This is a genomic window from Haloglycomyces albus DSM 45210, assembly GCF_000527155.1.
In the GTDB taxonomy this organism is placed as follows: Bacteria; Actinomycetota; Actinomycetes; order Mycobacteriales; family Micromonosporaceae; genus Haloglycomyces; species Haloglycomyces albus.
On sequence record NZ_AZUQ01000001.1, the window covers coordinates 1,255,920 to 1,277,666 of the forward strand.

Sequence of the window (21,747 nt, forward strand, 5' to 3'; positions counted from 1 at the left end):
CGGTTGTCAGGAGAAGGAAACCGGAGTAAAGACAATGCACGCCTCACGGCTGGTGGCGTTTGTGGTGCCGTGTGGCGTGGACTGGTGCGATCACTAGGGCCGCAGCATCCGACGCGGTCGAGGTGGGTTGCCCGTGCGGGGAACCCTTGCTCGTTGGGGGTCGAGATGCGGTCCGACGACCTTCTGGAGTGTGGCCGATAGGCGATGTAGCCAGTTCGGATCGGTGATGGTGCGCTGGAACAGCTCATCGTCGTAGAGCACGATGGTGGGTTTGATCAGATCGGCACAGTTGGCCAACACATCCGGAGGCTGACGCTCAAACGAAACATCGACGTAGCCGGGGCCTCCACCTGAACCGCCATTGGAGCCCGTACGTGCGCTCGATCTCCGCGCAGTGCCATCCGGGCTAGAGCTATCGGTGTCATTAATGTGGAACAGGAACACGTTCGAGGACGGGACATCCAAGCGTCCATGGAAGCGATACTCCTCATGCGCGATGGAGCCCAGATTGAACGTACCGATCGGCATATAACGCACTGGCATAGGATCCCGTCACCTCCCCGGAATGAGAGACCACCGAGGCCGGTTTGGCGCGGTCGTGGAAGACCTCTTCCACCTGAGCGATCAGGCGTTCGTTGAGCCAGAAGTAGTTGAAACTCCCATTCGGCACGAGACTTTGGCGGGCTGGCGTGTTAGCCCAGAGGACGTGGTCGGAGTATTTGGCGTCCCATAGGATCGAACCCAACACGACTCTCTGTCCAGTGGTGGGGTGGACGGCGATGATGGTGGCCGACATGAGCGTGACCTGACGTATCTCGACTCGGTAGCCGAGGAAGTCCAGGCTCGTCATCAATGGCCCGTTCATGGAGCGGTGCGGGTCGGTGTGCGGAGTCAACCACCGCCGACGCGACCCTACAAACTGAGCCCGACCATCCGCCGACCAATCGGCCACTGGCGGGTGGGCGACCGGTCGGTGGGCCGTCGCTCGTCGGGTCGTATACCGGTGGGAGACGTGACGCCGACCGGTTACCTTCCGACCCGTGCGGTGGGAATAGGAGTCCGACCGACGCAACGCCCGATGACGACCCGGGCTCTGCTTCTGACGACCCGCACCTCGATCCCGATACACCGAACCCCAGACCCCGTCGACCGAACCCCGGGACTGGCCGACTGGACGCTCCAGGTCCCCTGACCGGTGCCGCTGTTGCCCCGCTGCGACCGGTGGATGAGAACTATTCGGGTCAGTAGATCCTGCCTTCTCCCAACGCGATTGCCGTTGAGCGATGACAGTAGTGTCCTCCGGTTGGCTCCTATGACCAACCGATGTGTGACGGTAGGTGTCATTGCGGCGCAGCCGCTCCCAGAGTTGCCGAGGCCAGGCGGCATTTACCTTAGCTCTACTCTGGCTTGGCGAGCGACCTCCGGAGGCCGAACCGGTAGTAGCCGGTTGGGTCTCCCACACCCGGGCTCGGAGGAGAACTAGCGGAACCGCCAGCAGGTAGGCGATGAGCAAGACTTCGTAGACGGCGAAGAGGGCAGAGGTGTTGGTGTTCATTGGTCGGCCTCCTCACCGGTGCGGAGGAAGGTTTGGAGGATGTGTGCGGCGATGGCTTCGCGTAGTAGCCAGGCTTGGATGTCGTCGGGAATCGTCCAACCGTTGTGTGGACGGATGAAATGGCCTTTGAGGTGGACGATGGCGGCCAAATCACCATCGATGACGATCCAAGCGGTGTCGCGTCCGAACCGTTGCGTGATATCGACACGGGAGTCCTCCCATGTCACGGTGCCCAAGAGTTCAGGCATGACGGTGGGTCTCCATTCTCCCCGGGGATCGGGGGATAGATGAGAAACAAAGAAAGGAAAAGGCGCAAAACAGCCTGCCGAGGCCGGCCACCACACACCCAATGAACCCCCAGCTAAAGAGCGACCACGATTGACGCCGTTCGTTCCCGTCCAGGCGCTGACTACAGGCTCGACGACCCGTTTTAAGGCATGACGGGGTAGACGAGTGTCCTCAACAGTTTTGATAACGAACTGTTTCTAGACACACGCGGATTAGGAATTAGCTGGTATCAGTAGTGAATGTAGTGAAAAGGCCGGTCAGGCGCTCGGTCAGTAGTAACTGACGCGCCCGGCAACACCGCCTCGTGACTGGAAAAGACGCGCACGATGCATTACGATGTGTGAGAACACGAAACCTCCTTTCGGGGAGTTGTGTTTAGGGGCGGCTTGTCAGAACATAGTTGGTAGCTTGGCCTGACAAGCCGCTGATTCAGACAAACTGGCTGTCTGCCTAAGAACCCCTGGATGATCATCGGGATCACCCAGCGTGCGTTAGTGTCGCGCATTGCTGACACAAAGTCAACAATCACAAACGCGTGTCGCCCAACTCGAAGTCGTTTTCTGCTGTCAATTATCCGACTGCAACGGTCAAACAATGTACGTTGAGTTCTACGGCTGCTCCCTACGTAATGATGTGTAGAAGTTAGACCTCTGAACTCTTGAGGCAAATGAATGGGAGTCGATAACGCTTGATCGACTCCCATTCGTGCTCTAGAGGGTTTGAAGTCTGAATTGGAAGGCCGAGGCATTTGCGGCGAAAGAGCTAAAGTCCGTTTGCCCAGGATTCGGCGCTTGACTTGGCGGCAGCTGATGAAGATAGGGCCTCATCCATGCGCGACAAAGCGTCTTGAATGGCATCTATCGCATCTGAGACAAGGCTATTACTCGATCCCTCTGTTGCCTGTTGAACGAGGCTCAACACTTCTTCCAGTTGGCCACGCCCGGATTGAATTTGAGCATCTGCTTCAGTGCGCACTGTGTCTGCCACCGCGTGAATCGCTGACTTAGCCTCGCCCATACTTGCGAAGCTGCCCACTGACGCACCTGACGACTTCGAGTTCACAAACGACGCAACCGTATGCTTGAGGTAGGCGGCCCCACCTCCGGCGATCGCGGCTCCAGCCGATGCACCCGCTGCCGCACCGACGGGCCCACCAGCGCGCAAGCCAAATGCACCGCCCACCAGTGTTGATGTCGCATTGAAGAGGTTGTGCGACATGTCGCCAAACATCATTCCGCGATCTTTTATGCGGCGCTTCTTTTTAAGTTTACGATCTTTTGAATTTGTATTTCGACGGCTTCCAAAACTACCCATCTATTGGCTCCAAGAATCCGTACGTATTATTCAACATGTCGAACATGGTGGGAATAAAGTGCTGCGCGACTTCATACGGAGTCTTTTTGGTCTCTCCAGAAGCCATGTCCTTGCATACTTCCCAAATCGATCCATCTAGATGCGATCCGAACCAAATGGCTTGAGTCCATCCGTCTACATCCATCCATGTGTCACCAGCGTCTATCGTTAGACGGAACATGTCTTTATCGTCGGGAGACCTGCCGAAACATTGAGCTGTAGGTATCATGTGAACTTTGGAAAAGAACGCCTCGAGGTCTCCGTTTTCGATATCGATCTCGTAAAACGCACCGATCGAGAACAGTTTGTCGATGGCCTCGATTATCTGGTCGTTCGTTACTTTAGTAAGCTCCGCTCTCACCATGGGAACGAGCGACCGTCGCGTGATGTCTCCATAAGGAACACTATCGTCGTGTGCGGCCATCCAGGTATACCAGGAAACAGTGTCTACCTCCTCCATTTCCTTTCCGACCATGATGAGGAACGTGCCCACATCTTTCGGTTCGTCGCTTTCGAAACCGAGGGAAAACCCCACCGGAATAATTGATTTCGCCATTCAGCGAACCTCCTTGCACGCCAGTACGGATGGCTTAACGTTAGATCGTCTCTTTATACTGTTCGACAGCCGTTATAGCTTGCCCTATTACAGCATTAATCGATTCTGTTTCCTGACCGCTACGCGATAGAGCCCCTACCGTTTCAGCGGCGTCGCTGTTGCTGGAACCGTCCGCCAACGACGACAACGCCCCCTGAGCGCCTTCATAGGCTGAACCGGCGGCACTAACCGAGCCTTGAATCTGCCCCATTTGGTCGACAGCGTTTTCCAGATCAAGCTTTACTGTAAAAGTCACCGGGGAGAACTCACTTCCTTTTAAATAGAGCTATTGAACTCTTCGCCTCTCGTATTGCCCTCCTGGAGAGTTCGGGCGGCTTCCTCGAGTTGTTCGAACGCCGTCTGATACAGAGAGATCTGTTCGCCGGGCAGTGGGTTGCTCGTCTCTTGGGTCGCAGCGTTCACTGCGTTCATGGCTTCCTCGATCTTTGAGCGCACGCCTTCCAACATGCCGCTCGCCTCGTTCGAGTACTCCATTCCCTGCTGGACTTGATTCTTGACATCGCCAATTGACATAGTGAAACCTTGCTTCCTGTCATAACGCGTGGGTCACTTACAATTAGTAGCGTAGCGAGTGCACACAACCGCAAAGTGACTGGGGCTATTGACATTTGCTCCTGGATGGGTGCTTCAAATAGACGTTTTACCAGGTATTCCTTGTCTTTTAAGCACCAGGCCGCAGAGAAGGATGGAAAGACGTAATGCCGCGAACTCACCTTGTTTGGTCTCCCGGAACTCGTTGCATGATTCAATCCGGACCTGCACATGGGTGGCTTCGGCTGTATCGTGTTGAATCCGTAGGAGCGGTTATTGCTGGTTGGTCGGGTTAGGGTCGAAGAAGAACGCGGGCTTCTATGCCCACCAGATGGTAGTGGCTCCCACCAACACAAGTACAGCTATCGGAATGGCCGCGAATGCCAATACCAGAACCGCGCACCCGCTGGAACGAGATCCTTCCCGTTCGATGACCGTCTTCATGAGCTGGTCCCGGTCTTCCTGTTGCGGTGGGCATCCCGGTCTCACTTCGTCGGTACGACTGAACACTCGACACGGCAATCCGGTCATGAACGTCGGGTCGTACGGCCTCCCGCAGAGATCGCAAGGTGGCCAGGGCTTTTCAGTCATGAGTTGATCGTATTAAGGATGAGGATTGGTCGTACAGCCTTGCGTCCATTGCCTTGAGTTATCGATGGTCCGACTACCGCGACCCGCTCTACAGTGCCCAGCACACCGGCAATTACGATTTTCCCGATGTCCCCACGAGATGAAAGTCGTGGATACGCCTCCTGCGCACTAATGAATCCGGATTAATCATATTTACGTTCGCCAGTCCAGATTTGATCCGGCTGACAAATGTACTTCCTTTCTTTGCTGGAAGTTATTCGACCTGTCATGTGATGACCGCTGATTTGAGGGGGTCGGAGAACGTGGTCGAGGTAGCTCCCGGGCGACCCTAATCTATTGGCGCACACCACTATTGCTTTCACAGGCTCGGCGTGACGGCGGTCAGTGAGTCCGGTCGGGCGAAGAACCATGGGGGCCGTGGCGTTTACTAACCTATATATTATACACAAAACTGAATAAGTATACATCTCATTACTCGTGCGTAAGAATTGCAATCATGCCTCTTCGAGAATGAACAGTTAATAAACCATATAGTAGTCGAAATGTCGAAATAAATACAATTCGTGGAGCTCAGGGCGATTAGCTTGGGTAACGATCGAATTATCGTGTATATCGTTGAGTTACAACTGGGTGTCTTCAGCGTTACTCTAACTTGAGAGTAACTTATATAGTCCATAGCGAGGGAATATTTATAATCATCGAATGTACCCAGGGCTATATTAATATTTATGCCATGTATAGTGCGTTACATGGTGAGAATCCCTTACGTGCCCGCCTGTGCCCTTTATGGACTATTCATCACCTTTGGGTGACGTGACTTTTTGGAATTGCCCGTTCCGCGTCCCGTCGCCTCTGCGAGGGTGCGCGGATAACAAACTGACTGATTAGTATGCGCCGTAAAGCGATGCTGAAAGGGTCCGTGTGATCATGCCCGAGTCCTCCCTGCCGTTGTCGTCGTTTCAGCAGGGCCTGTACTTTGACTGTCAAGTGCGGGACGCCTGCGACTACCACGTTGTCCTGCACCTGAGAATTGCTCCTCTTGCGCCCGAACAATGCGAATCGGCAGTGCGCCACGTGATGTCTGAGCAGCCTGCGCTGCGAAGTACGGTACGAAACAATCGTGACGGCGTCTCCTACCATGTCGAGAAGTCGGTTGCGCCACCGGTTTCCTTTGTGGATTTGCGTGAACATACTGAGGAACTGGACGAAACCGTTCAGAATGCGGCTCGGCTTCCGTTCGAGCCGGGGGAAGCGCCTTTGTTCCGGATAGTGCATTGTCGACTTCCGGATGAAGACCGGCTCATCATCGTCGGACACCATCTGATCGCTGACGGACTCTCCTTGAGCCTCATGGCCGAGCGTGTCATCTCCCTCTCGCTGGCGGATGAGCTTGAGCCGCACAGTCCAACCGTCGTCGATACCGGATTTCAGTCGTATCAAGAGAAGCAGGCCAAGGGCTTGTCGGATCGAAAGGCGACGAAGTACGGCAATTACTGGCAGGACAATCTTAGTCGCCAGGAGACCCCGGACCTGTCGCATTGGTTGGACTCGTCTGGCGACGACTCCGAGGGCCGTGAGTTGCGCCTTCCGCTCGATCATCGGCTCCGAGCGGATTTGGCAGAATGTGCGCGGGAAGCCGAAATCACCGAATTCACCCTGTACCTGGGAATGTTCGGCCTGTTGCTGTCACAGTACGCTCACGCCGATCACGTCTCGGTGGCCACGCCCTTCGCCGATCGTCCTGGGCTTGACATGGAGCAGAGCATCGGCTGTTTCATCAAAGCACTTCCCGTCCACATTGATGCCGAACCCCGTCAGACGGTCCGCACCATGCTGGAAAACCTCGGTACCGAGGTCATCAATAGCTGGAAGTATCTCGAATATCCGGTGACGGAGCTTCTGTCGGATCACCCCGCTCTGAATGGGATTTACGATGTCACCTTCATTCAGGATCGATACGACGCCTATCCCGACGGCGTCCTCGGTGCAGTGAGGTCGGACCGAGTGCAATTCCCCGGCAAGTTTACCGTGCTGGTGGAACAGATCGGTGACGATGCCGAACTGGTCTTTCAGTACAAAGAATCGGCCCTCACCGAGGATAAGGCCTCCCGATTCGCCGGACGCTACCTCGCACTCCTGGAAGAGCTGCCCGGTTCCTTGGACGAGCCGGTTGCCGCTCTGCGGCCTCAAATGGACGCGGGCTCCGCCGAGTTGCTGGCGGATCTGTCCAAGTCACATCACTTCGACTGGGAACCGACCCATCTCGGGAAGGTGTTCCTGGACAAGACCGTTCGCAATCCCGATCGAATCGCCTGGTCCGACGCTACGCGGGACTATTCCAACGCGTGGGCTCACGATGCGGCGGCCCTGGTGCAACACAGGCTCTTGGCAGCGATCGGTGACGACAGCCGGTCGGTCGGCGTGCTCCTACCCCGGGGCGCGAATCTGCTTTCCGCGCTCTTCGGAACGATGCTGGCCGGGGGCCACTATGTGCCGCTGTCGGACAACATGCCCGCATCGCGCTTGGAGCGGATTGCCTCGGACGCCGACATTTCGGTGGTATTGACGACGTCGGACGCGGATATCGCACTCCCCGACGACGTGACACGGCTGAACCTCGACACCTGGGACGACCTCTCGGCATTGCATGCCGAACAGCGCATGGAAATCCATGAGAAGGTGGCTCAGGTTGAGGTTCATGCCGATGACGTCCTCTACATCGAATACACCTCGGGGTCCACCGGCGAGCCGAAAGGCGTGGTCATCAGTCACGCCAATGTGCAGAACACGGCCCTGGACCTGGAACGCCGCTTTCCCCTGGAGGCATCCGACGTCTATCTGCTGAAGACGGCGTTCACCTTCGACATCTTCGGAACCGAACTGTACGGCTGGCTCGTCGGAGACGGACGTTTGGCCATGTTGCCGGTCGGGCACGAAAGCGATCCGGACGCGGTACTCGACGCGATCGCGGCCCAAGGCGTTACGCACGTGAACTTTTCGCCGACCATGCTGCGCGTTACCTTGGACGCCGCCGGATCGAACCGGCGGACCGAGGCGCTGTCGCCCCTGCGATACGTGTTCAGCGGGGGAGAAGCGCTGACCGCCGACATTGTGAAGCGATTCTTCCAGCTGCCACTGAAATGTTCGCTGGAAAACGTCTACGGCCCCACCGAGGCGACCATGTGGGCCACCCACAGCACCGTCACCGCCGATGACACCGATGCGGTAGCGCCGATCGGTGTGCCGCTCAACGACTACCGCATACTGGTGCTCGATCGGAACGGTGCCGAGTGTGGAATCGACGTGCCCGGCGAGCTGTGTATCGCCGGAGCCGGGGTCGCGCTCGGATACTTGAACCGTGCCGAGTTGAACGCCGACCGCTTCGTCGAGAATCCCTTCTTCGATCCGGAATCCGATCCAGCCCATATGCGGCGCATGTACCGCACCGGCGATCTCGGATACCTTCGTGCGGACGGTCGCTTCGCCTTCATGCGGCGCATGGATCGGCAGGTGAAAGTCGGCGGAGTCCGAATCGAGTTGGGCGAGATCGAGCAGGCCCTCCTCCACGTGGACGGAGTCGTCGAGGCGGCGGTCGTGGTCGATGAGGGTGTCACGCCGAGCCGTTTGGCGGGATTCTTCACCGCCCGAGGAGAAGTCACGCCTGAAGACGTGCGTGATGCCCTGGGCGAGACGCTGATGCCGCACCTCATTCCCGCGCCGCTGTTGAAACTGGAGGCGCTGCCGACAACGGCGGCGGGCAAACTCGATCGTAGGGATCTGGCCGAACTGCTGTCGCAGGTACGGGAGTCCACCGGCTCTGCCGCGTCAGCTCATGAGGAACGCATCGCCGGTCTGTGGCGTCGTGTCCTTGGGACGGCGGACGTCGATGTGACCGCGTCGTTCTTCGACCAAGGTGGAAACTCGCTCAGCCTCATGACCCTGCAACGCGAATTGCGCGAGGAATTCGGACGCGACATTCGCATCACCGAACTGCTGAAGCATCACAGTGTCGCCGCGCAGGCACGCCTGATCGGTGACACCACGACCGAAGAGGTCACGAGCTACACCCGGGCACGGCAACAGAGCGATATCGCGATCATCGGTATCGGTATTCAGGTTCCGGGTGCCTCCGACGTGCGGGATTTCTGGGACAACCTCCGCCACGGGCAGGAATCCATCACCTTCTACGACGACGCGGAATTGGCCGAACTCGGAGTGCCCGACGGCGACCTGCGCGATCCGAACTACGTGAAGGCCCGAGGCCGTATCGACGGGGTCAACTCCTTCGACCACAATCTCTTCGGCATTCCGCCGTCGGAAGTGGACGCCAGCTCACCGCAGTTGCGTCTGCTGTATAAGTGTTTCTGGCAGGCATGGGAAGACGCCGGATACGACCCGATGTCGCTTCCGGGCCGAGTGGGCGTGTTCGCCGGCGGCAACGACGACTTCGCCTGGTATCAGCGTGCGCTGCTGGCCGATTCCGCGTTCGGCGACGCCTATCAGAACTTCACCTTGGCCACCAACCACTTCTTGAGTACCCGCCTGTCGTACAAATTCGACCTGCGGGGCCCGTCGATGTCCACCCTTACGGGATGCTCGACGTCGTTGATGACGGTGCACCAAGCGGTGCAGTCATTGCGTTTGGGAGAGTGCGATGTGGCCGTTGCCGGGGGAGCGACCCTGGAGCTGCCCAACGAGGGCGGGTATCGCTACGTCGACGGCATGATGCTGTCACCCGACGGGCACTGTCGACCGTTCGACGCCGAGGCGGCCGGGACGGTGTTTTCCAATGGTGCCGCCTTGCTTGCGCTCAAGCCGATCGAGTCGGCGTTGCGCGACGGTGACCCGGTTTACGCCGTGATCAAGGGATCGGCGGTCGGAAACGACGGCGGTCGCAAGGCCTCCTACACCGCCCCAAGCGAGGACGGTCAATACGAAACCATTCAAGCCGCCTATGAGTCGTCCGGGATCGACCCGGCCAGTGTGACCTATGTGGAGGCACACGGCACCGGGACGCTTCTAGGAGACCCGATCGAGGTCGCCTCACTGTCGCGCGTCTTTACGAATGCCCCGACCGGGCACTGCCTGCTGGGTTCGGTGAAGGGCAACGTCGGACACACCGATTCGGCCGCAGGCTCGGTGGGACTGAGTAAAGTGGCCCTCAGTCTGAAACATCGGTATCTACCGGGCACGCGCAATTTCGCGGAACCCAATCCTGCGGCGGAGTTCGAATCCACGCCGTTCCAAGTGACCGCCGAAGGGCAGGCCTGGCAGGCGTCGAAGCGGCGAGCCGGAATCAACTCCTTCGGCGTCGGCGGCACCAATGTGCACATGATCGTGGAAGAGGCACCGGAAATCGAAATGACCGACGACAATCCCTACGAACTGCTGCAGTTCTCGGCGGCCAGTCCCGAAGCCCTGGAACGTACCTCCCAGCGGGTGGTGCGCCACCTGGCCGAGCACGCCGACGTATCGCTCAGCGACGCGGCATTGACCTTGCGAGACGGGCGCGCCGAACTTCCCTACCGGGCGTCGATGGTGGTCGCCTCCCACGGGGCCAGAGACGCCGAGGCCTGGGTGGAGAGGATCGCCGCAGCGTCCACCGCACGGAGTGTCGACGGCGGCAGAACGGCATTGCTCTTCTCCGGCCAGGGCAATCAGTACCACGCGATGGGACTGGGACTGTACCGCAGTGACAGCCATGCGGGCGTGACCTTCCGCTACTGGATGGATCGACTCATCGCCTGCCTGTCCGACGCGGAGTCCGAGACGTTCCGAGACGTGGTCTACGGTCCCGATGACGATGGCCGCATCGACCGCACGGAATGGTCCCAATTCGCGTTGTTCAGCACGCAATACGCGATGGCGAAGGTCCTGGAGACCTACGGCGTGACCCCGGACGTCCTTATCGGACACAGTATCGGGGAACTGACGGCGGCCACCCTCGCGGGAGTGTGGAGCCTGGAGGACGCGGCCATGCTGGTTCGCGAGCGCGGTCGTCTCATGCAGGCGCAACAGCCGGGTGTAATGGTCGCTGTGGCGGGCTCGGTGGATCGGGTCCGTGAGGCGGTGGCCGGCCTCGAGGGCGTGTGGGTGTCGCTGGACAATTCCACGGAGCGTTCGGTTCTGGGGATGACTCGGGAGGCGTTCGGTGACGTGGTGGATCGCTTGGAAGAGCATGGTTTGGTCGGCGGTAAGCTGCACACCTCGCATGCTTTCCATACTCCGATGATGGATGAGGCGGCTCGGGAGTTCGAGTCTCTCATTGACACGGTTACATCCTATGATCCATCTATTCCTATTGTGTCCAACCGTTCGGGGCGGTTGGTTCGCCCTGGGGAGATGACCGTTCCCTCTTACTGGGGCGAGCACATCACCGATCCGGTTCGTTTTACCGACGGTCTGCGGACGCTTCTTGCGGACGGTGCGTTGTTCGGAATCGAGTTGGGTCCCGGTCGTAGTTTGTCGACCTTTGCGGCACATGATCCCCAGCGGCGTTCCGACCAGGTGTTCGTGAGCATGGTGCGTCATATCGGAGAGACCGAGGCGGATGAGGCGCGTTTCTTTGACGCCTTGGGTCGTCTGTGGAGTGCGGGCCTGAATCTGGATTGGCGTGCGCATAATGTCGGGCGGCGGGTGTCGTTGCCGGGCTATGTTTTTGACGCTCTTGATCATCCGCAGGACACGGAGATCGCCGTTGCGCCCGCACCGGAGACGGAACGGTCGGTCGCGGTTCCGGCGACGGGTGACGCTTTGGACGGTCTTCGGGAGGCCTTCCGTTACGTGCTGGGTTATCCCGAGGTGGCCGCTGACGATGACTTCTTCGCTCTTGGGGGCGACTCTCTGAAGGCGACCGGGTTGTCGGCGCATGTGGAGAGTCGGATGGGTATTGAGGTGACGGTCGCCGATATTTTCGCCGCTCCGACACCGGCGGCTCTGGCGGAGCGGTTTGATCAGACCGCGTCGTCGGCGGCGCTGTTGCCTGCCGAGCGCGTGGAGGATCATCCTTTGAGTCCGGCGCAGACGCGCATGTACATCGCGGCGCGGATGAATCCGAGTCAGTTGATCTACAACATGCCGTCGGCTACTTTGCTGCGTGGGGCGTTGGATCCCGAGCGGGTGCGCACCGCGCTGTATCGTTTGGTGGCTCGGCATGAGCCGTTGCGGACGACGTTTCTGATGCGTGACGGTCAAGTGCGCCAGAGGGTGTCGCCGGTTGACGACGTGGCGGATCTGCCGCTTCGTTTCACGCGGGGCGATGACGTCTCGGCGGACGCGGTTGACGGTGTGCTGGCCGATTTCGTGCGGCCTTTTGACCTGGAACGCGGCCCGTTGTTCCGGATGGAGATCGTCGACGGCGGCGCTGCGGGAAGCCTGTTGCTGTTCGACATCCACCACATTATCGCCGACGCCGTGTCGGCGGAGATTTTGACACGTGACTTCAGTCGTCTGTACGCGGGTGAACTGGAGCCGTTGTCGTTGCAGTACATCGACTACGCCGAGGACGTTCATCGGCGGAGTGACGATGAGGCCTTGGCGCGTTCGGAAGATCATCTTGTCGCGGCGCTGGCCGACGTACCGACAGACGAACTACTGCGACCTGATCGGCCTCGTGGACAGAGCGAGGCGAGGGCCGACCGCGTGACGCTGCGTTTTGACGCGGAGCGCGTGGCGGCGGTGAAGTCTATGGCGGAGAAGCACAATGCGACGCCGTTCATGGCGATGTTGTCGGCGGTGGGCGCGGTGGTGTCGCGTTACGCCGATGGTGACGACTTGGTGATCGGGGCCCCGGTGACGGGGAGGACGCGAGCCGAGACCCGCGAGATGGTGGGGATGTTCGTCAATATGATGCCGATCCGGCTGCGACCACGGGGAACCGCCTCGTTCGGTGAGTACCTCGCGGAGAGTCGTGAGTCGATTCTGGACTCTCTCACCCATCAGGAGGTGCCGTTCGAGCGTCTCGTGGAGAGGTTGGATCCGGCTCGCGAGCCGGGCCGCCACCCGTTGTTCGACATCTCCTTTGATTACCACAATATGGAGCACCACGACCTGGAGATCGACGGTATTACGGCCGAGCCGATCGAGCCGATGCCGTTGGCGGTCGGTATGGATCTGGTGATCACCTGCATGGAGGAGTCCGACGGTCTGACCGTCCACTTCGACTACGCCGCCGAACTGTTCGAGCGGGCGACGATGGAGCGGTTCGCCGGATACTTCGAGACTCTGCTCCACCGGGCGTGTGCCGACGAGTCGCAACCGTTGTCGCGCGTTTCTCTGCGTTCCGACGCCGAGCTGCGGGCGATCGAAGCACGGACGAGCAGTCGGGAATTCACCCCCGTCCACGAGGTCATCGCCTCTGCCGCGACCGACGGTCCGGATGAGGTGGCCGTGGTGGACGTCGACGGCGAGACCTACACCCGCGCCCGGCTCGACGGGCTCGCCAACGCCTGGGCGGCCCGGCTGCGAGACGGCGGTCTTGAGGTAGGAGAGGCCGTCGCGCTGTTCGCTGTGCGGGATGTCAATCTCGTGATCGCCCAGTTGGCGATCTTGAAGGCGGGAGGCGCGTATGTGCCCCTCGATCCGACTCAACCGGCGGACCGACACGAACGCATCATCGCCGACGTGCGGCCCAGGTTCGCCTTCGCTCCGGACGGCCTGGACGTCACCACAAAAATAGCCACGGTATTCGATATTGAGGCATGCCGAGACGCCGAAGCCGAACGGTTCGAGGGTCCGGCGGTCGGTGCCGACGATCCGATCTACCTCGTCTACACCTCCGGGTCGACCGGACAACCCAAGGGCATCGCGGTCAAACAGCGCGGTGTCGTCAACCTGTGGCGCGACCACTCCGAACGGGAACTGTTCGCCTCCGGCGACACCATCATCGCCTTGGCCGACCCGACGTTCGACATCTTCACCTTCGAAAGCCTGATCCCACTGGCGTCAGGCGCACGCGTGCACATGTGTCCCGTCGACGAACAGAAGGACGCGGCCGCGATCGCCGGTCGCATCGCCGCCCACGAGGTCACGCACATTCAACTTCCCGTGTCGAAGATGGCCGCCCTGTGCGGCAATCGCCGGTTCCGTGCCCAACTGCCCGCCCTGCGAATGGTCGTCTGCGGAGGGGAACACTTCGCGCCCAACCTTCTGGAGCTATTGCGCGCCGAGACGGACGCCCGCGTGTTCAACATGTACGGCCCCACCGAAACGACCGTGACGGCGACGATCAAGGAATTCACCACCGACGACGAGATCACGATCGGAAGCGCGGTATCGGGAGCGGCGGTGCTGATCGTCGACGACAACGGCATGATCCGGCCCGACGGTGTTCCTGGTGAACTGTGCATTGCCGGAGAAGGTCTCGCGGTGGGCTACACGAACAATCCCGACGAGACCGAGCGGGCCTTCACGACCATCGCCGAACTGCCTCACCTGCGCGTCTACCGCACGGGCGATGTGGGAGTGCGCCTGCCCAACGGCGAGATCGCCCTCAAAGGACGCCTGGACCATCAGGTCAAATTCAACGGCAACCGTATCGAACTCGGCGAGATCGAAAAGACCGCGATGCGCGCCGACGGAGTGTCCTACGCGGTGGCGACGGTCGACGACACCGACCTCGTCCTGTACTACAGCTCCGCCGACGCCGCCGATCACACGACGGCGATCGAGACCGAGATCGACCGCGCGCTACCACGCTATATGACACCCACCCGCATGACGCGCGTGGCGGAGATCCCGAAGCTGCCCAACGGAAAGGTCGACCGTCGGGCCCTTCAGAACACCGTCGCGACAGTCGAGGCGTCCCCGGCGGCCGACGCACGTCCTCCCGCGCGTGCCGCCGGGGACGTCCTGCAGACCATCCTCTCCGCCTGGGAAGCGGTGCTCGGCCACCCGGTCGACGCTACCGACAACTTCTTCGACGTCGGCGGAAACTCCTACAAACTCATGCTCGTGAACAACCGCCTCGACGAAACGCTGGCGATGGAGGTGCCGCTTGTGACGCTCTTCGAAAACCCCACCCCACACAGTCTGGCCGGGGCCCTGGGACAGCCGGGCACTACACCCGACCAGGACCAGGAAGGTGAGATCACCGTGGACGCGCTCTCCGGATTCGACAGCTGGGACGATCCCGAACCGACCGGCGCGGAACAAAAGATCGCCGTGGTCGGCGTTTCCGGTGTGCTTCCGGGAGCGGCCGACGTGGCCGAACACTGGGAATCCCGATGGAACGGGGCCGTGGGCGTCTCTCGCTTCAGCCGCGACGACCTTCGGGAAGCGGGGATCGACGCGGAGACCGTCGCCGACCCGGGCTATGTCAACGCTCGCGGATACGTCGCCGCCGACACCTTCGACGCCGAGTTCTTCCAATACTCCACCAAAGAGGCCGAAACCATGGACCCGCAAATGCGGCTCCTCCACGAGACGGCCTGGCACGCCCTGGAAGACGCCGGGCACGTGCCCGGCCAATACCCCGGGGACATCGGACTCTTCGTCGGCAGTGGAACCAACTTCGCCTGGATGGCGGGATTCCTCGACCGCAAGGACGACCCCATGGGCGCGTTCGAAGCGATGACGATGAACGAGAAGGACTTCCTCGCCACCAAGATCGCCTACAAATTGAACCTGACCGGACCCGCCGCCACCGTGCAGACGGCCTGTTCCACCTCGCTGGTGGCGATACACGAAGCGGTGCGGTCCCTGCGTCAGGGCGAGGCCGACATGGCGCTCGCCGGAGGGGTGGCCCTCAACTTCCCCAGGAAGGAAGGCTACGCCTGGAACGACGGCATGATCTTCAGTCGGGACGGAGTGTGCCGCCCGTTCTCGCAGGACGCCGACGGTACCGTTCCCGGCCAAGGCTGCGGGATCGTCGTATTGAAACCGCTCGACCGGGCCGTCGAAGACGGCGACCACGTCTATGCCGTCGTCGCGGGAAGCGCGACGAACAACGACGGCAGCAGCAAAGTGGGCTATACCGCTCCGAGCGTGCGCGGACAGAAGAAGGTCATCCGCTCTGCGTTGGACGACGCGGGCGTCAACGCCGACGACGTCGGTTATGTGGAAACCCACGGCACCGGTACCAAACTCGGCGATCCCATCGAGTACGAAGCACTCTCGGACGTGTACGGCAAGGGCGGCCCCTGCGCTCTCGGCGCGGTGAAGGCCAATGTCGGACACCTGGACGCGGCGGCGGGTGTGGCCGGGTTCCTCGGCGCCGTCGGGGTTCTCCATCGCGGCGACGTCCCACCACTGGCGAACTTCACCTCTCTCAACGACGCCATCGACACTTCGGGGTCGCTGTACGTGCCCACCGACAGGTCAGCACCCGAGGGTGGAGTCCGCCTGGCGGCGGTGAGTTCCTTCGGCATCGGCGGCACCAACGCGCACCTGATACTGGAGGCCGCACCGCCGCGCGAGGACGGAACCGACGAGTCGGAGACGGGCGAGTGCCTCTACCCGGTGTCGGCGCGGACCGACGACTCCCGGCGTCGGATGCAGACGTCCCTGGACGACTTCTGCCGTACCGGTCCGTCCCTACGGGACGTGTCGCATACGCTGGCGCGCGGTCGCGCCGAATTCGCGTCACGCGCCGTGGCACGAGCCGTGCCGGGACGACCGCTGGAGTGGATCGAACCGTCCGATCCCCCGATAGCGATCGCCGCCTCCGATAGTGTGCGACTACAGGTATCGAGTGAACTCGGTGCCGATACCGGGCCTCTGGGAACGGACTTCCGTGACGCGGTCGAGCGGGAACTGCGCGTCTTCGACGACCGACTGCGTATCGCGTTGCGCACAGCGGTGTTCCAGGAGCCCTCGAGTGAATTGGCCATCGACCGTATCGCGCAGTTCGTGACGCGCGTGGCGCTCATCCGCATCGCCGGGCCACGCTGCCTCCACGCCGAATCCGGGGCAGGACGACTACTACGGATCGCGACGGCCTACGCGCGGGGCGACATCGGCTCCGGGGAAGCCATGAACGCACTTAAATCCGGTCGCGTTCCCGCGGGACGCGGGGAGAGCTCGGCAGCGACGCCGACGGTACTGGACGGGCCACTCGATACCTCGACACTCCGGCGAGTACTCGCCTCCCAATGGGTCCACGGAGAAAACATCGAGAGGAAGCGCTTCTGCGCGAACGGGAAACGTATCCCATTGCCCGGATACGCCTTCGAGCGGCGGCGGCTGGTCTCCGACATCCGTTGGAGCGACCTCGGTGCCACGACCGAAAAATCCACCGTGGACTCGGCGGCGGGAGACGAGGCCCTGCGGGACGCCTGGAAGGAGGTATTGGGAAGCGAACCGGGAATCGACGACGACTTCCTCACCTCCGGTGGCGATTCGCTGGCGGCGGTCCACCTGTGCTCGCTGGTCGAGAAACGCACCGGACTATCGCTCGGCGTCGGAGACGTCTTCGCCGATGCACGCTATGGCGCGATCCGGGACTTCCTGGCCGGACAGGAGGCACCCGAACCGCACGACTCGGCCGATGCCGTTTCGCCTGAATCGGAGTCCGACACAGCCGTATCGGCGACCTCGCCGGCCCAGAAACGGATGTACGCCGTCTGCGCGCTGCAGAACGACACCACCGCCTACAACCTCGCCGTCGCCTACCGCGTCACCGGTCGACTCGACGCCGAACACCTTCGCGAGGTATTCCGCGCCGTCGTGGCCAAACACGACCAACTGCGCACCTCCTTCCACCTCGAGGACGGCGAACTGGTCCAACGCGTCCAGGAGGACGTGCCCGACGTCGTCTCCGTCGTGGCGACCACCGAAGCCGAAGCGCGGGAGCGCCTCGAGGCCGAACCGGAGCCCTTCGACCTCGCCACCGCACCCCTGCTGCGCGTGGAGGTGTTGTCGGTCGACGCCGAGCACCACTACCTGCTCATCGACATGCATCACATCATCGGCGATCAGCATTCGCTGGGAATTCTCGCCGAGGACATCGCCGATGCCCTGCAAGGCAAGGAATTGTCGGCAGCGCCTCTACGCTACGCCGACTACGTCCGACAATTGGAAGAGCGGGAGAACGCCGGCCAACTGGACTACTACATCTCCTACTTCACCGACATGCTGGCCGACGACGCCCCGACACTCGAACTGCCCCTGGACACCACGCCCTCGGGAGCCGAGTCGTTCGACGGAGACGCCCACACCTTCGTCTGCGCCACCGACAAGGCGACCGTCGCCGAACTCGCACGGCAATGCGGAGCCACGCCGTACATGGTCTTTCTGACCGCAGTCACCAGAATCCTCGGTCTGTACAGCGGACAACGGGAATTCGTGCTCGGCACCGCGCTGTCGGGACGTTCCCTTCCCGGAACCGACGGCATCATCGGCATGTTCGTCAACACCTTGCCGCTGAAGGTCACCGACGCCTCAGAACGAACCGTGACCCAGGCGGTGGCGGATTCGCGCGACGCGACGCTGGAGCTCGTCAAACACCAGAACGCTCCCTTCGAAACCGTCCTGTCCGAGTTGGGCCTGCGGCCCGGTGAAGACGGCAACGCCCTGTTCGACGTGGTGTTCAACTACGTACGAACGGGAACCGACGAGCTGGACATCGACGGCGTACGGCTCGAGGCCATGCCGCCCGGGCAGATGAAAAGCAAGTACACCATGGTCGTCAACGTCGCCGAGCGCGACGACGACTTCTCCATCGACATCGAATACCGCACCGAGCTGTTCCACCCCGCCACAATCGCCCGTCTCGCCGAGCAGCTGAACCAACTGGTCGGCGCGATGACGGCGCATGCCGACCAGGCCATCACCTCACTGCGCTGCGAATCCGACGCGGAATACCGCCGCCGTCGCGCGGCGCTGACGGCTCCACCCCGGCCGGTGTTCACCGAGTCCCTGCTCGACCGGATCCGCGCATCGTTCCACCGGCACGCCGACCGTCCCGCGTTCCGCTGGCAACAACGAGAATGGCGCTACGCCGACGTCGACCGCATCACCGACACCATGGCCGGTGGACTCCAAGCCGCCGGAGTCGGCGTGGGCGACTACGTCCTCTGCCTCCTCGACAGAGACCCGGGACAGGTCTTCACCCGCCTGGCCCTCATGAAATGCGGCGCGGTGGAAATACCCCTACACGCCGACACCCCCGCCGAACGGGTCACCATGACCCTGCGGGACAGTGGCGCGCCCGTCGTGCTCTGCAACGACACCGCAGCACACGCCTGGCCCGAGGGAGTCACCGCCTACCGTCCCGAAGACCTGTCCGGTCCCTACCAGGCACCGACCGGTCTCACCGCCGACAGCCCCACGGTCATGATCTACACGTCCGGATCCACCGGCGAGCCCAAAGGCACCCTGTTGACGCACGGAGGCGTGCTGAGCACGACCGTCGACAGCGGCTACATCGACTGCCGCCCCGGCGACCGCGTCATGCACCTCACCGCCTACACCTTCGACGGCTCCCTGTACGACGTCTACAGTGCCTTCCTCAACGGTGCCACCCTCGCCATGGGACGCCACGAGCACAACATGGACATGCGGCTGTTGACCGAATTCCTGCGCGAGGAACGCATCGACAAGGGACTGCTCATCACCGCCGTCTTCCACCTCCTCATGGCCGAAAATCCCGCCGCACTCGCCGGCGTCTCCGCGCTGTACGTAGGCGGAGAGGCCATGCAGCCGTGGGCGGCGCAAGCGGCCTTCGAGGTGATGGGGCCCGGAAAACTCTACAACGCCTACGGCCCCACCGAAGTCTCCATTCTCACCACCTACTACCGCATCGACGAGGCCCCGGACCCGGTCCGCATACCCATCGGACACCCCGGCGCCCACCGCGACCTCTACATCGTGCACCCCGACGGGACGGAAGTACCGCGCGGCGTCGTCGGTGAACTATGCGTGGCAGGGCAGGGGATCGCCCTCGGCTACCACGAACGCCCCGAACTCACCGCCGAAAAGTTCACCGACTCCCTCGGCGATATCGACCGGCGCGTCTACCGCACCGGAGACCGTGTCTTCCTTGACGACGCCGACCGTCTCATCTACGTCGACCGCACCGACCGCCAGGTCAAACACGCCGGATACCGGATCGAACCGTCCGAGATCGAACTGGTTCTGCGCGATCGTGACGGAGTCGTCGACGCCATCGTCATTCACACGACCGAACGCAACGACAGCGTTCTCACCGCCTTCTACACCGGTCGCAGTGCACCCACGGAGGCCGAACTGCGCGAAGCGCTCCTAGCGAAACTCCCGCACTACATGGTGCCCAACCGTCTGAAGTGGATGGACGTACTGCCCATCACCTCACACGGGAAGGTCGACCGCCGAGCACTGGCGGCCTTGAGCAAGGACGTCGAACAACCACAAGCGGAACCGGCCGGCGACGCCGACTCCGACTCCGAGATCCTCACCGTCTTCCGCGAGATACTGTCTCTACCGACCATGACGGCCACCGACGACATCTTCCACGCCGGAGCCCAGTCACTCCAAGCGATCGCGATCGTCCGCCGTCTGCGCGAAACGGGATGGGAACTGGAAGTCGGCGACGTGTACCGCCATCCGACCGCCGAGACGTTGTCAGAGATCCTACGGCCCACCGCCCCAAGCGAGTCCGCGCCCGACACAGGCGACCGCCAATCCCTCTCCGAGGCACAACTACACCGTATGGTCGACTGGGCGGCCCAGGACGGACACCGCGTCGCCGCCGCCTTCGCCACCGAAACAGCCGCCTACCACTTCGACATGGGAGCCGTTGCCCGACTACACCGCAACGGCGGCACCGAGTCCGGCGGATTCATCCAGACCGTCACCGGCGTCACCGACGCGGAAGTGAAGGAGGCCGTGGCGGCGTTGGCGATGCGTCACGAGGCCCTCCGCACCCGCGGCGCCGGGGAGGAATTCGACGTCCTCCCGCCGACGGCGATGGACGGTCTATCGGCGCTGTTCACCGTGCAGGACCTCCGTGGTCTCGATCGCGAACAGGTCCGCGACTTCACCGACTCCGTGGCGCTCGCCTTGCAGGAGGGGACCTTTAGCGACGGTCTACTGTGGCGCTGCGTGATGGTACGGGAGTCCGACGAGACCGTGCGATTGATCTGGGCGTTCCATCACGGCGTGTTCGACGGCTTCAGCGCGGGACTACTGCGTGGCGAACTGCCGCGCCTGGTCCGAGGCGAACAGCTCCCCGCCGCGCAGCCGTACAGCCGATTCCTGGCCACACTCGACGCGGGCCCCGACTGGAGCGCCGAGACGACGGCGTTCGACTATGCCGGGTGGCTCGCCTCCAACGCCGCCGTCACCAAGGCGGTGACCGAACCAGGCGACGTCCTGCCGTCCGAACGAGTCAGCGTTCCGCTGCGCGGAGAGAACCCCCTGGAACAGGCCTTGAGCGCGGTGCACTCCCAATTGGCCGAGACGACGGGTCGTGCTCAGGTCGCCATCGGTGTCGTCGCCGACTGCCGTCGCTGGGCCGGAGAGAGCTATCTCGACTGCGTCGGCGAGTTCCTGGACGTGGTTCCCGTGCTCCTTCACGGCCGCCACGATCAACCGGCGGTGGCCGAACGATTGGCCGCCGCTCGGGACAAGGGCCTCCATTACCTGCACTCGCTGGCGGCCCGTCCGGACCTCGACGCGTCGGCCCAGGGCCTGGACTCGGTCTACTGGAACGACCGGGGACGACTTGACCTGGTGCTGTTCAACTTCCAGGGCTACCTGGCCGAATCCGAAGTGCCGCGTCATACGGCCGATGGGCCCGCCCTGGCGACCGCCCAGCTCAACGTCTGGCACGACGACCGATCCCTACACCTGGAGTGGATCGCCGGAGAGCCGACGCGGGAATCGAAAGGAGAATGAC

General features: G+C 61.9%; 9 protein-coding genes. 1 reads left to right on the forward strand and 8 read right to left on the reverse strand.

The genetic code is table 11. The annotated features are described in order from the left end of the window. Positions 1–93 precede the first annotated feature (93 nt). The 8 genes from HALAL_RS18470 to HALAL_RS0105980 all read right to left on the reverse strand — a co-directional run bounded on the left by HALAL_RS18470 (position 94) and on the right by HALAL_RS0105980 (position 4,934). Positions 94–543 carry a hypothetical protein gene (locus tag HALAL_RS18470; protein ID WP_156937622.1) on the reverse strand — a complete coding sequence of 150 codons (450 nt, stop codon included), beginning with the start codon at positions 541–543 and terminating at the stop codon, positions 94–96. Beyond that, complete coding sequence (locus HALAL_RS18475; RefSeq protein WP_156937623.1) at positions 488–1,555, reverse strand: hypothetical protein; 1,068 nt, start codon at positions 1,553–1,555, stop codon at positions 488–490. Before HALAL_RS18475 ends, HALAL_RS18470 begins: the two co-directional genes overlap by 56 nt. Continuing rightward, positions 1,552–1,803 carry a hypothetical protein gene (locus HALAL_RS0105955; protein ID WP_025273126.1) on the reverse strand — a complete coding sequence of 84 codons (252 nt, stop codon included), beginning with the start codon at positions 1,801–1,803 and terminating at the stop codon, positions 1,552–1,554. The genes HALAL_RS18475 and HALAL_RS0105955 overlap by 4 nt, the downstream gene beginning before the upstream one ends. Before the next feature lie 802 nt (positions 1,804–2,605). Next, positions 2,606–3,157 carry a hypothetical protein gene (locus tag HALAL_RS0105960; protein WP_035534389.1) on the reverse strand — a complete coding sequence of 184 codons (552 nt, stop codon included), beginning with the start codon at positions 3,155–3,157 and terminating at the stop codon, positions 2,606–2,608. Further along, the gene (locus tag HALAL_RS0105965) at positions 3,150–3,752 is read right to left on the reverse strand and encodes a hypothetical protein (RefSeq protein ID WP_025273128.1); all 603 of its coding nucleotides are present in this window, start codon (positions 3,750–3,752) and stop codon (positions 3,150–3,152) included. The genes HALAL_RS0105960 and HALAL_RS0105965 overlap by 8 nt, the downstream gene beginning before the upstream one ends. 40 nt (positions 3,753–3,792) lie before the next feature. Continuing rightward, positions 3,793–4,047, reverse strand: coding sequence for a hypothetical protein (locus tag HALAL_RS0105970; protein WP_025273129.1), 255 nt, complete (start codon positions 4,045–4,047; stop codon positions 3,793–3,795). A gap of 20 nt (positions 4,048–4,067) precedes the next feature. Then, positions 4,068–4,325 carry a hypothetical protein gene (locus HALAL_RS0105975; protein WP_025273130.1) on the reverse strand — a complete coding sequence of 86 codons (258 nt, stop codon included), beginning with the start codon at positions 4,323–4,325 and terminating at the stop codon, positions 4,068–4,070. 336 nt (positions 4,326–4,661) lie between these two features. After that, on the reverse strand, positions 4,662–4,934 hold the full coding sequence (locus HALAL_RS0105980) for a hypothetical protein (RefSeq protein WP_025273131.1): 273 nt from the start codon (positions 4,932–4,934) through the stop codon (positions 4,662–4,664). 927 nt (positions 4,935–5,861) lie between these two features. Between HALAL_RS0105980 and HALAL_RS0105985 the strand changes: the two genes are divergently transcribed. Then, positions 5,862–21,746, forward strand: a complete 15,885-nt coding sequence (locus HALAL_RS0105985; RefSeq protein WP_156937624.1) for a non-ribosomal peptide synthetase/type I polyketide synthase — start codon at positions 5,862–5,864, stop codon at positions 21,744–21,746. Position 21,747 lies beyond the last annotated feature (1 nt).